Genomic DNA, 12,480 nt, shown 5'->3' with positions numbered 1-12,480 from the left:
ACTCGGAAGGCAAGCGCGAAACCCCAGGCCGGAGGAGAGTCAGTGCCGCAGGATGAGACAGGTCGGAAGCCGGACCTGTCGGATCTGGACAGCTTCGCGGGCGTCGACGAACTGGGGACGTCGGGGTACGAGGAGTCCGACGACCACGACCCCGAACTGGACGTGCGCGACACCGCGTTCGAGGCGGGCGGCGGTGCGCGCGGCGGCATCGGCGGCGTCGGCCAGCTGGGCGACAACCTCGCCACCGGCCCGGTGCCCGACCTGACCGTGCCCGAGGACGCCGAGCTGCACGAGCTCGACGACCAGGGCGAAGCCGCGGTGTACGGCGACCCGGACGGGCCCGAAGCGCGGCGCGAGCTGCTGGCCGTCGAGGCCGAGCTGAACCAGCGCTGGCCGGAGACGAAGATCGAGCCGTCGCTGGCCCGGATCGCCGCGCTGGTGCAGCTCCTGGGCGAGCCCAACAAGGGTTACCCGGTGCTGCACGTCGCCGGCACGAACGGCAAGGGCTCCACGGCCCGCATGATCGACGCGCTGCTGACCCGGATGGGACTGCGCGTCGGCCGGTACACGAGCCCGCACCTGCAGCTGGTCACCGAGCGGATCGCGCTCGACGGGCAGCCGATCTCCGCCGCGCGCTACGCCGAGCTGTGGCACGACATCGCGCCGTACGTGTCCATGGTGGACGGTGCCGCCGCGGACGGCGTCGCGATGAGCAAGTTCGAGATCCTCACCGGCATGGCGTTCGCCGCGTTCGCCGACGCGCCGGTCGAGGCCGCCGTGCTCGAAGCGGGCCTGGGCGGCGCCTGGGACGCCACGAACGTCGCCGACGCCGACGTCGCCGTCATCACCCCGATCGGCCTCGACCACGTCGAGTACCTGGGGCCCGACGCGGTCAGCGCGGCGCGCGAGAAGGCGGGCATCATCAAGCCCGGCTCGGTCGCCGTCATCGCCGAGCAGGACCCCGAGGTCCTGAAGGTGCTGCTGGAACGCGCCGTCGAGGTCGACGCCGCGGTCGCGCGCGCCGGCAGCGAGTTCGGCGTGCTGGAGCGCGAGGTCGCCGTCGGCGGGCAGCTGCTGAAGCTCCAGGGCCTCGGCGGGGTCTACGACGACGTCTTCCTGCCCCTGCACGGCGCCCACCAGGCCGCGAACGCCGCGCTCGCGCTGGCCGCGGTCGAGGCGTTCTTCGGCGCGGGCAAGGACAAGCAGCTGGTCGTCGAGGCCGTGCGCGAGGCGTTCGCCGAGGTCGAGACGCCGGGACGGCTGGAGCGCGTCCGCGCGGCCCCCGCGGTGATGATCGACGCGGCCCACAACCCGCACGGCGCCCGCGCGCTGGCCGCGACCGTCGCCGAGGAGTTCGCCTTCCGCCGCCTGGTCGCGGTGGTCGGGGTGATGGCCGAAAAGGACGCCCACGGCATCCTGGACGCACTCGAACCGGTGGTGTCCGACGTCGTCGTGACCCGCAATTCCTCGCCGCGCTCGATGCCGCTGGAGGAGCTCAACCAGCTGGCGATCTCAGTATTCGGCGAGGACCGGGTGGTCGCCGAGACCGACCTGGAGACGGCGATCGAGACGGCGATCGCGCTGGTGGAGACCAACGACGACCCCGAGGAGCCGCTGTCCGGCGGCGGCGTGCTGGTCACCGGCTCGGTGGTCACCGCCGGCGAGGCGCGCACCCTGTTCGGGAAGGAGCCGGCGTGACCTCGAACGAGACGCCCAAGCCGAAGGACCCGATGAAGGGCTTCCGCGGCGTGATGTCGGGGACGCTGATCATGGAGGCGATCACGGTCGCCCTCGCGCTCCCGGTGGTCAACAAGCTCGGCGGCGGGATCAGCACCGGCACCGGCTGGACCGTCATCGCGGTGGCCGTCCTGCTGGTCGTGACCTGCGGGTTCGTCAAGCGCCCGTGGGCGGTGCCGCTGATCCTCGCGCTGCAGGTCGTGCTGATCGCGCTGGTGTTCTGGCTGCCCGCGATCACCGTGCTGGGCGTCATCTTCCTGGCGATCTGGCTGTGGCTGCTGTGGCTGCGCAAGGACGTCGCCCGCCGGATGGCGGCCGGCACCCTGGCGAGCCAGCAGCAGCCCCAGCCCTGATCCGTTACAGGTAGTCGCCGTTCGCGACGTCGTCGAGCAGCGACGCGTGGCGCGGTGACCAGCCGAGCAGTTCCCGCGTGAGCGTGCTGGAGACGGGCGCGTCGGTGCCGTAGGCCTTGGCGATGAACGGGCTGACGAAGTGCCCGGCGGCCTCGTCCGGCGTCAGCGAAACCACCGGCAGGCCGAGCCCGCGCCCGACCGTCTCCGCGATGCTCCGGAACGGCACGTTCTCGGCGGTCGCGTGCAGCACGCTGCCCGCCGGAGCGCCTTCCAGGGCCAGCCGGAAGACGACGGCCGCGTCGAGCCGGTGCACCGCGGGCCAGCGGTTGGTGCCGTCGCCGACGTAGGCCGACTGCCCGGTCTTGCGCGCGGTGTCCACGAGCCAGGCGATGAAGCCCTGGTCACCGGGACCGTGGACGGTGGGCGCGAGGCGGACCACGCTCGCGCGCACGCCCTGCCCGGCGAAGTCCAGGCAGGCCCGCTCGCCCGCGATCCGGAAGGCGGCGAGCCCGGCCGCGTCCGGCTCGTCCCGCTCGGTGCTCTCCCGGCCGGCGGGCATGACCAGCGTGCCGGACGTGCTGACGAACGGCTTGCCCGAACCCACCAGGACCTGGCCGAGCGCCTCGATCGCGGTCCGGTCGCGGCGGGTCATGTCCTCGAGGTCGGTGAAGTCGCCGCCGAAGGCCATGTGCAGCACCGCGTCGGCGGCCGCGGCGCCGGTCCGCAGGCTGTCGAGGTCCTCCAGCGAGCCCGGGTGCGGGGTGGCGCCCAGCGACTCGAGCCGGGCCGCGGAAACGTCCGAGCGGGCGAGGCCGGTGACGGTGTGGCCGGCCGCGATCAGCTCGGTGACGACGGCGGGTCCGGTGAGGCCGGATCCGCCGGTGACGAAGACGTGCATGGGGACATCTCCCGGGTAGTGACAGTGACTGACGCTACGAACTGTACCGCGTAGTGTCAGTCGCTGTCGCTACCGGTAGGCTGACAGCGTGCCACGCAGCGGAGAAGAAGCGCGCCGCCGCCTCCAGCAGGCGGCGCTGGAGCTGTACCGGGAACGCGGGTTCGACCAGACCACGACGGCCGAGATCGCCGCACGGGCCGGCGTCACCGAGCGCACGTTCTTCCGGCACTTCCCGGACAAGCGCGAAGTGCTCTTCGACGGCGAAGCCACGTTGCGCGCGGATCTGACGGCTTCGGTCGCCGACGCGCCCGACGGGCTGCCGCCGCTCGAAGTCCTGATCCGCGCCTTCCGGAAGGCCGGGCGGATCATCGAGGGCAACCGGCCGTTCGCCGAACCGCGGCTCGCGGTCATCGCGGCGACCCCGGCGCTGCGGGAGCGCGACCAGGCCAAGGCCGCGGCGATGGGCGACGCCCTGGCGGCGGCGCTGCGGGCGCGGGGAGTCACCGACCGGCTGGCCGAACTGGCCGCGCACGTCGGCTGGATCACGTTCCACCACGCGGCCGGGGCGTGGATCGAGGAATCCTCGCGCAGCCTGGACGAACACCTCGACGAGGCCTTCGCCGACCTGCGCGCGTTGTCGGCGGAGACGGGCGGCTGAGCGCCCGCCCCCGCCGGGAACTCAGCGCAGCACCACGGTCCGCAGCGCGGGGGAGCGCAGGATGTCCGCTTCGCAGAAGCGTTCCTTCACCCATTCACCGCGGCTGTAGAGCTTCGTCTGGTCGCTGAAGTACGGCGACTTCGGGTTCGACGACTGCGAGTACGTCAGCAACGTCGACGAGTCCGGGCACCCGTGCCCGCTGAACCCGACCACCTGGATGTAACTCGACCCGTGCGCGACCTCGACGTTGCCGCGCGCCGGGTCCCATTCCGTCGTCATCACGTTGAGCACGCCGAGGAAACCCTGGGCGCCGTGGATCGGGATGCGCTCGCCGTTGCGGGTGACAGCCTGGCCGTCCCGCAGGCGCGCGTCGGGAGCCAGCCCGGCCGTGCGCAGTTCTACGAGCGCGTCGCCGAACGCCTTCCGGACGTCCGCGTTGGCCACGTTGAGCGTGTTCGGCGTGGTCAACGGCGCCTTCGGGGCGAACGGCACGGTGAACCGGTCCACGTTCCCGAGCCGCGCGGCGAACCGCTGGAACAGCAGCGAACCGCGGCTGTCGAGCGAGTAGGTGTGGTCCCACTTCGCCAGGGCGTCGCAGGCGGGCCCGACCGGCACCGGGCCGGACGACGACGGCGCCAGCCCGCCCGGGAAGGACGCGCACAGCTTCGCCAGGTCCGCCGCCGTGAGGTCGGCGAGGAGGCTGTGGTCGGCGAAGAGCATCTTCTTCATCGAATCGGTCGTGAAGCCGCCCTTTTCGGCGGTCAGCAACGCTTCCCGCGTGCGCGGCGAGCGTTCCGTGCCGATGTCCCCGACGATGTGCGGGTAGCCGGTGATCGGCGCCTTCGCGTTCGCCAGCCAGGCGCTGTCGTTGGCGTTCAGCTCGTAGTCACGGCGTTGCTGCTGCGGCAGCCGCGACGGCGCGAAGATGCCCGGCTCGATCGCGCCCGGGTCGGAACCCCACTGGCACGACGACTTCGAACCGTCCAAAATGGCCAGTCCGACCTGCTGGAACGTGTCGCGGCCCGTGACGGTGCTGCACGCTTCCGCCAGCTCGTCGGTGACGTGCGGGACGACCTGGATGTCGGCGTAGAGCGCGTTGCCCGCCCGGTCGGTGGCGATGGTGTTGACCCACGGCACGCCCTGGGTGCGGCTCAGCGCCCGCACGATGTCGGTCGTGCTGCGGGCCTGGTCCAGTTCGAACCACGTGTTCAGCCCGCGCAGGTTCGTCGCGTTGGCGTCGCGCACCGCGTACGCCGATTTCGCCGTCCACGGCAGCGGAATGCCCTGGAAGTCGGCCAGCACCGGGCCGTAGCGCGTCGACCAGAACGTCTGGCGGACCGGTTGCACCGAGCCGTCGGCCTGGCGCACCTGGACCGTGACGTCGGCCGAGGTCATCTTCTCGGGCTTGCCGTCGACCAGGTACGTCGTCGGGTCGCCCGGCTGCAGCGGCACCTCGAAGAGGCCGAACGTGACCGGTGTGGACACCGTGTGCGTCCAGGCCGCGTCGGCGGTGTGCCCGATCTGGACGAACGGCATGCCGAGCAGGCTCGCGCCGGCGACGTCGAAGCGGCCCGGGATGGTCAGCTGGCTCTGCCAGAACCGGCGCCCGGCCTGCCACGGGTAGTGCGGGTTGCCGAGCAGCACGCTGCCCCGGCCCGACGCGGTCGAGTCCGCGCCGATCGCGATGCCGTTGCTGCCCAGCCCGCCGCCGCCCAGCGCCTTGCGGACCTGGTCGGACAGCTGGCCGGCGGTGCCCGGCGCCGGTGCCGGCCCGGACGGCGGCGCGGCGAACAGGCTTTCGGTGACCACGCCCTGGCCGCCGGTGATCGCGATGGCGTAGAAGTGCCGGTAGAAGTCCTGCTCGGTGATCGGCCGGACCCAGTCCGCGCCGCGGCAGGCCGGGTCGGTGATGCCGGCCCGGCCGGTGCGCGCCAGGTAGGCGTTGAAGCCCCGGACGTAGCCGGAAACGATCTGCCGGACCTCGGGCCGCGGGCCCTGCGGCGCGGGCTGCGCGGCCAGCCGGTCGACGATCCCCGAATCGTTGATCCGCTGGAAGAACAGGTCGCTGTGCAGGTTGTTCGCCGCTTCGGACAGCGACGGGTAGCCGTCGCCGCCCGGGCCGAGGTACTTCGACCGCTGCGCGCTCACCGTCAGGTAGATGTTCGCGAGCTCGCAGACGTTGTCGGTCGCCGCCGCGTAGCCGTACCCGTAGCCGAGGCCGCCGAAGTCCTTCGCGACGATGTGCGGGATGCCGTGTTCGGTGTAGCGGAGAACGGCTTTCTCCTGGCCGGCTTCCGCGACGGCCGTCCCCAGTGTGGTGATGGTGAGTGCCGCCGTCAGAACCGCCAGGGTTTTCCTGAATGGTCTCATCTGACCCCCTTGTCGTGATCGCCACGCTACCGACGGCGAGCGGGGCCGGGGATGGGGAAAACCCCCGATATCCGTTCACCCGCGCGCAAACCCGCGTTGGCCGGGGCGGGATAGAAACCGCGCATGACCCACCACTCCCGCCGTACCCTGCTCAAGGCCGGTCTCACCGGCGCCGCCGCCACGCTCGTGCTGCCGTCGACGGCCTTCGCCGCGGTCCCGCTCGTCCGCCGCGACCGGCCCGTGCTCACCCACGGCGTCCAGTCCGGCGACGTCACCCCCGGCTCGGCGATCGTCTGGTCCCGCGCGGACCGCCCGTCGCGGCTCGTGGTCGAGGTCGCGCGCGACCCGTCGTTCCGGCACGCCCGCCGGGTGCCCGGCCCCCTCGCCGGGCCGGCCACCGGCGGCACCGGGCAGGTTCGCGTCGCCGCGCTGCGGCCCGGCACCGAGTACCACTACCGCGTCACGGCGGAGTCCCTCGACGGGCGCGCCACGAGCGAGCCGCTGACCGGCCGGTTCGCCACGGCACCGCTCGGCCGCCGCGACACCCGGATCGTCTGGTCCGGCGACGTCGTCGGCCAGAACTGGGGCATCAACCCGGACCTGGGCGGGATGACGATCTTCTCGGCGATGGCCGCGCGCAACCCCGACCTGTTCCTGCACAGCGGCGACACGGTGTACTCGGACGGGCCGCTGACCGAAACCGTGTCCCTGCCCGGCGGCCGGACCTGGCGCAACGTCGTCACGGCGGAGAAGTCGAAGGTCGCGGAGACGCTGGACGAGTTCCGCGGCCAGCACGCGTACAACCGCCTCGACGAGAACTTCCGCCGGTTCGCGGCGCAGGTGCCCTCGTACGTCCAGTGGGACGACCACGAGGTCTCGAACAACTGGTACCCGGGCGAGGTCCTGGACAACCCGGCCTACACCGAGAAGCGCACCGACGTCCTCGCGCCGCGGGCGTACCAGGCCTTCCACGAGTGGCACCCGATCGACTCGCGCCAGGCGGTCGACGGCCGCGTGTACCGCAGTTTCACCTACGGCTCGCGCGTCGAGGTCTTCGTGCTGGACATGCGGACCTACCGCAACGCCAACACCGCGGACCAGACCAAGCCCGGCTACATCCTCGGCGACCGCCAGGCCCGCTGGCTGGCCGACGCGCTCGGCCGCAGCACGGCGACGTGGAAGATCGTCCAGGCGGACATGCCGCTCGGCCTGGTCGTCCCGGACGGCAAGGACATCGAAGCGGTGGCGAACAACCTCCCGGGCGCCCCGGGCGGCCGCGAGACCGAGCTGGCGTGGGTGCTGCGCGAGATCCAGCGCCGCCGCGTCCGCAACGTCGTCTGGCTGACCGCGGACGTCCACTACACCGCGGCGCACCACTACTCCCCGGACCGCGCGGCCTTCCAGGACTTCGACCCGTTCTGGGAGTTCGTGTCCGGACCGCTGAACGCGGGCGCGTTCGGGCCCAACGCGCTGGACCCGACGTTCGGCCCCGAGGCGGTGTTCGTGCACGCCCCGCCGGCGGCGAACACGGCGCCGATCGACGGGTTCCAGCACTTCGGCGAGCTGAACGTGGACGGTGTCAGCGGGGACCTGACGGTGGACCTGCGGGACGCCACGGGGGCTTCGCTGTGGTCCAAGAAGCTGCACCCGCAGGGCCGCTGACCGGCTCGGCGCGCGCCCACATGTCATGAAAGGGTCGTTCACCTCGCCAGACGACATGAACGACCCTTTCACGACATCCCCGCGACGCCGGGCAGACCACGCGACCGCGACTTTGCCCGGCCTCCGCCGAGACCCCGCACCGGCTCCGGCTACGCTCACGCGCACCGACCCAAACCGCAACAAGGAGAAACACCGTCGTGACTGAACGCACGCTGGTCCTGGTCAAGCCCGATGGCGTCGCGCGCGGCCTCGTCGGCGAGGTCATCTCGCGGATCGAGCGCAAGGGCCTCAAGCTCGCCGCCGTCGAACTGCGGACCGTGCCGCAGGCGCTGGCCGAGGAGCACTACGCCGAGCACAAGGAGCGTTCGTTCTTCGGCGAGCTGCTGGAGTTCATCACGTCGGGCCCGCTGGTCGCGCTCGCCGTCGAGGGCCCGCGTGCGATCGCCGCGTTCCGCCAGCTGGCCGGTGGCACCGACCCGGTCGAGAAGGCCACCCCGGGCACCATCCGCGGCGACTTCGCGCTGGAGACCCAGTACAACCTGGTGCACGGCTCGGACTCGCCGGAGTCGGCCGAGCGCGAGCTGAAGCTCTGGTTCCCCGACCTGTGATCGACACCGGGGCCACGCCCGCGCGTGGCCCCGGTTCTCCGCACCCGGAGCGCCGATGACCACGATGCCGTTCCCCGCCCGCGACTACCTGCCCGTGCTGCGGGAGCTCACGGGCGCGTTCGCCGACGCCCTGCGCACCGGCGACCTCGCCGCGAAGGTGCCCGACTGCGGCGACTGGACGCTCGCCGACCTCGGCACGCACCTCGGGAACGTCCACCGCTGGGCGGCCACCGTCGTCACCACCGGGGAGCCGCGGCCGCAGGACTTCGAAGCGGATCCCGGCGCCGACCTGGCGTCCTGGTACGCCGAAAGCGCCGAACTGCTCCTCGACGCCCTCGAGCGGGCCACCCCCGAAGACCCGTGCTGGCACTTCGGCGGCACCGAAAAGACCAAGGCGTTCTGGTTCCGCCGCCAGGTGCACGAAACCGCCGTCCACCTCGCCGACTCGGGCAGCGGCCACGTGCTCGACCCGGCCGTGGCCGCGGACGGCGTCGACGAGGTGCTCGGCGCGATGCTGCCCCGCGTCACGCGCTGGCACGCCGTTCCCGAGCTGCCCGGCCCGGTCTCCCTGCGCGCCACCGACACCGGCGACGTCTGGACCGTGCACCCCGGCGAGCCGCCCGCGCTCGGCCCGGCCGCCGGCGGCGCGTCCGTCGAAGCGCCCGCCCGCGATCTCCTGCTGCGGCTGTGGAAGCGCACTGGACCCGACCCGCGCGTCACCGGCGACGCCGCGGCCGCGCTGCTCGCCGCGCCCCTCACGCCGTGATGGTGTTCTAGACCATTCAGGCGTCGTTCACCGGGAAGCCTTCCCCTGGCCGTGCCGCTGCGCTGAGCTGGTGCAGGCTCACTCTCACTTGATACTGGGGTTCCTGGTGAAGAAGTCACGCGTCTTGCTGCCGTTCGTCGCCCTGGCCGCGACGGCGTTCGCCGTTCCCGCCCACGCCGACCCGCTCCGCGCGCCGCTCGGCACGCCGCCGGTCGAGGCCGCGCCCGCCGCGTCGTCGGCCCACGAAGGGCCGACCGCCTTCGCCGCCGCGGCCCCCGACGACGGGCTCGTCACCGGCAGCGCGACCACCGAGGTCGCGCCCGGGCTGAACCTCACCCAGTTCGACCGGTTCGACCCGGCGGGCTGGATCCGCGGCGACACCCTCGCCGTCGACCTCGGCAGCAAGGTCCTGAAGCCCACGTACCTCAGCCCCGGCACGGTTTCCGCGCGCACGCCGCTCTCGCAGCAGGTCGCGCGGGCGGGCGCGGTCGCCGGGGTCAACGGCGACTTCTTCGACATCAGCGCCACCGGCGCGCCGATCGGCGTCGGCATCGACCACGGGCAGCTGCAGACCGCGCCCGCCGCCGGCCACAACCTCACCGCGTCGATCACCGACGACGGCAAGGCGCGGCTGGCGTCGATCTTCCTCGAAGCCACCGTGACGCTGCCGGGTGGCGCGGTCAAGGCCACGAACTTCAACAGCCCGGTGCTCGGCACGGACGCGATCGGCGTCTACACGCCGTTGTGGGGCGCGTCCGGCCGGGCGACTTCGGTGGCCGGGGCATCGCGGGTGCGGGAAGTCGAGCTGCGCGACGGGGTCGTGACCGCCACGCGCGAGCAGCCCGCGGCCGGCCCGATCGCGGCCGGCACGACGCTGCTCCTGGCCCGTGAAGCCGGCGCCGACGCCCTCGCGGCCCTCAAGCCCGGTGACCCGGTGGACGTCGCGTACGCGCCCCGCACGGACGCCGGGAAGATCGCGGTCGCGGTGGGCGGCAACGAAGTCCTGCTCCGCGACGGCGTCGTGCAGCCGGTCGACAACGTCGCCATGCACCCGCGGACCGCGGTCGGCTTCTCCGCCGACGGCAGGCGGATGTGGCTGGCCACTGTGGACGGACGGCAGGCCGACAGCCGCGGCCTGACCGAGCTGGAACTGGCCCGGCACATGAAGAGCCTCGGCGCCGACGACGCGATCAACCTCGACGGCGGCGCTCGTCGACGCTGCTCGCGCGCAACGAAGGCGAGGCTGCGCCGAGCGTCCGGAACTCGCCGTCCGACGGCGGGGAACGCCTCGTACCCAACGGGATCGGCTTCACGACCGTGCCGGGCAGCGGCAAGCTCACCGGCTTCGCGCCCGCCCCCGCGGTGGCCACCGCGGACGCGAACCGCGTGCTGACCGGCCTGACCCGGCACCTGGTCGCCGACGGCCACGACGAGACCGGCGCCGCGGTGGCCGCCGAGCCGCACTGGACGACGTCGGACCGCCGGCGGGCGACCGTGACGCGCGGGGTGGTCACCGGCCACGGCCCGGGCGCCGTCGACGTCGTCGCGAAGTCCGGCCGCGCGTCCGGCAAGACGACGCTGTCGGTGCTGGGCGCGCCGGTCCGGCTGGGCACGAGCACCGAGCAGGTCGCGCTGTCGGGCGCGGGCGCCAAGAGCACGTTCAAGGTCTACGGCTACGACGCCGACGGCTACGGCACCTGGCTGGAACCCGACGACGTCAAGCTCGACTACGACCACTCGGTGGTGCGGATCGAGCCGTCCGGCGACGGGTACGCGGTGACCGCGCTGACCGCGTCCGGGGCGACCGCGATCACCGCGTCCGCCGCGGGCTTCACCACGCACCTGGCCGCTTCGGTGGGCACCGTGCCCCAGGTCGCCGCGCCACTGGACGGCCCGGCGGGCTGGACGGCGACGGTGTACCCGGCGGTCGTCGGCGCGGCGCTGTCGGCGGCACCCGGGCGCGACGGCGGCGCCGGTCTCGCGCTGGACTACCGGCTGACCGGCACGAACGCCACGCGCGCGGCCTACGTGACGCCGTCCGCGCCGCTCGCCGTCCCGGCGGGCACCCAGAAGATCGGGCTCTGGGTGAACGGCGACGGCAAGGGCGCCTGGCTGCGGGCGGAACTGCGCGACGCCGCGAACGTGGCGTCCGTCGTGGACCTTTCGCTGAGCGTGGACTGGACGGGCTGGCGGTACGTCACGGCGGCGGTGCCGGCCGGCCTGCCCGACGGCCAGCGCCTGGCGCGCTTCTACGCCGTCGAGAACGTGCCGGACCAGCAGTACGAGGGCCGGCTGGTGTTCGACGACCTGACCTTCGAAGTGGCCCCGACGACTTCGGTGCCCGCGGACGCGGCGCCGCACGATCCCGCGCTGGTCACCGACGGCGTGCTGACCGGCGGCCTGCGCGTCGCGGTGGTCAGCGACGCCCAGTTCACCGCGGACGACCCGGCGGGCCCGCTGGTGACGCAGGCCCGGCGCGCGCTGCGCGAGGCCGTCGCCGCGAAGCCGGACCTGGTGCTGATCAACGGCGACTTCGTCGACCGGGGGACCGCTCCCGACTTCGCGCTGGCCCGGCAGGTGATCGCCGACGAGCTGGACGGCAAGGTGCCCTGGTACTACGTGCCGGGCAACCACGAAGCCGAGGCGGGCAACGGGCTCGCCAACTTCCAGGCCGTCTTCGGGGAGACCCACCGCGTCGTCGACGTGCACGGCATCCGGCTGGTGCTCATGGACTCCTCGCGCGGCTCGCTGCGGGCCGGCGGGTTCGACCAGGTCCGGATGCTGCGCTCGGCGCTCGATTCGGCGGCGGCCGACCGGTCCGTGCGCGGGGTCGTCGTCGCCATGCACCACCCGGTGAAGGACCCGAGCCCGACCGGGAACTCCCAGCTCGGGGACCGGAAGGAAGCCACGCTCCTGACCCAGTGGCTGACCGGGTTCGAGCAGGCATCCGGCAAGCCCGCCGCTTCGGTCGCCTCGCACGCCGGCGTGTTCTCGCTGTCCCGGGTGGACGGCGTGCCGTACCTGGTCAACGGCAACTCGGGCAAGGCACCCGCGGCCGCCCCGGGCGACGGCGGGTTCGTCGGCTGGACGCTGCTGCGCGTCGACCCGGCCGACCGCGCCCAGCCGGTGCGCTTCGAGACGCGGCCGAACGTCGACTCGCTGACGCTGTCCGGGCCGTCTTTGCTGGCCCGTGGCGAACGCGCGGTGGTGCGTGCTTCGGTGCGCCAAGGCACGCGTGACGTGCCGGTGTCCTACCCGGTGAGCGCGGACTGGACGGCGAGCTGGGGCGTCGTTTCGTTCGACCCGGCTTCGGGTGTCCTGACGGCGTTGCGCCCGGGCGTCGCGCGGCTGTCGGTGACGGTCAACGGGGTGACTCAGTCGCTGGTCGTGACCGTGCGCGGCTAAAGCGTTCGGTTTTTGTCGGTGCC

Annotated in this window: 10 protein-coding genes; 8 read left to right on the top strand and 2 right to left on the bottom strand. The window is 73.0% G+C overall.

Going from position 1 to position 12,480, the window contains the following annotated elements:
• Positions 1–42: 42 nt before the first annotated feature.
• On the top strand, positions 43–1,698 hold the full coding sequence (folC, locus tag EIY87_RS37990) for a bifunctional tetrahydrofolate synthase/dihydrofolate synthase (protein WP_125314770.1): 1,656 nt from the start codon (positions 43–45) through the stop codon (positions 1,696–1,698).
• 32 nt (positions 1,699–1,730) lie between these two features.
• Positions 1,731–2,090, top strand: coding sequence for a DUF4233 domain-containing protein (locus tag EIY87_RS37985; protein WP_166639955.1), 360 nt, complete (start codon positions 1,731–1,733; stop codon positions 2,088–2,090).
• Between the two features lie 4 nt (positions 2,091–2,094).
• Here EIY87_RS37985 and EIY87_RS37980 read toward each other — a convergent pair whose 3' ends face one another.
• A complete protein-coding gene (locus tag EIY87_RS37980) occupies positions 2,095–2,988 on the bottom strand; it encodes an SDR family oxidoreductase (protein WP_125314768.1) in 894 nt (297 codons plus the stop codon).
• 88 nt (positions 2,989–3,076) lie between these two features.
• On the opposite strand from EIY87_RS37980, the gene EIY87_RS37975 reads away from it, so the two are divergent.
• On the top strand, positions 3,077–3,646 hold the full coding sequence (locus EIY87_RS37975; protein WP_125314767.1) for a TetR family transcriptional regulator: 570 nt from the start codon (positions 3,077–3,079) through the stop codon (positions 3,644–3,646).
• Positions 3,647–3,667: 21 nt separating this feature from the next.
• Here the strand turns inward: EIY87_RS37975 and EIY87_RS37970 are convergent, their stop codons facing one another.
• The gene (locus EIY87_RS37970; protein ID WP_125314766.1) at positions 3,668–6,016 is read right to left on the bottom strand and encodes a penicillin acylase family protein; all 2,349 of its coding nucleotides are present in this window, start codon (positions 6,014–6,016) and stop codon (positions 3,668–3,670) included.
• A gap of 123 nt (positions 6,017–6,139) precedes the next feature.
• Here EIY87_RS37970 and EIY87_RS37965 point away from each other — a divergent pair, with 123 nt between their 5' ends.
• From EIY87_RS37965 to EIY87_RS48690, 5 genes are all read left to right on the top strand, one after another.
• Positions 6,140–7,678 carry an alkaline phosphatase D family protein gene (locus tag EIY87_RS37965; RefSeq protein WP_125314765.1) on the top strand — a complete coding sequence of 513 codons (1,539 nt, stop codon included), beginning with the start codon at positions 6,140–6,142 and terminating at the stop codon, positions 7,676–7,678.
• A 197-nt stretch (positions 7,679–7,875) separates the two neighbouring features.
• Positions 7,876–8,286 (top strand): nucleoside-diphosphate kinase, encoded by a 411-nt coding sequence (gene ndk, locus EIY87_RS37960; protein ID WP_086858017.1) that lies wholly within the window; start codon positions 7,876–7,878, stop codon positions 8,284–8,286.
• Positions 8,287–8,341: 55 nt separating this feature from the next.
• Positions 8,342–9,052: a maleylpyruvate isomerase family mycothiol-dependent enzyme gene (locus EIY87_RS37955; protein WP_125314764.1), complete on the top strand. Its 711-nt coding sequence runs from the start codon at positions 8,342–8,344 to the stop codon at positions 9,050–9,052.
• A gap of 106 nt (positions 9,053–9,158) precedes the next feature.
• Positions 9,159–10,445 carry a phosphodiester glycosidase family protein gene (locus EIY87_RS48695; protein ID WP_225440299.1) on the top strand — a complete coding sequence of 429 codons (1,287 nt, stop codon included), beginning with the start codon at positions 9,159–9,161 and terminating at the stop codon, positions 10,443–10,445.
• Complete coding sequence (locus EIY87_RS48690) at positions 10,370–12,457, top strand: metallophosphoesterase family protein (protein ID WP_225440298.1); 2,088 nt, start codon at positions 10,370–10,372, stop codon at positions 12,455–12,457. The genes EIY87_RS48695 and EIY87_RS48690 overlap by 76 nt, the downstream gene beginning before the upstream one ends.
• Positions 12,458–12,480: the final 23 nt, after the last annotated feature.

Origin of the sequence: Amycolatopsis eburnea (assembly GCF_003937945.1) — a bacterium.
Classification (GTDB): domain Bacteria; phylum Actinomycetota; class Actinomycetes; order Mycobacteriales; family Pseudonocardiaceae; genus Amycolatopsis; species Amycolatopsis eburnea.
Note: the sequence above shows the minus strand (reverse complement) of the source record. Positions and strands in the feature narration are given on the sequence as shown.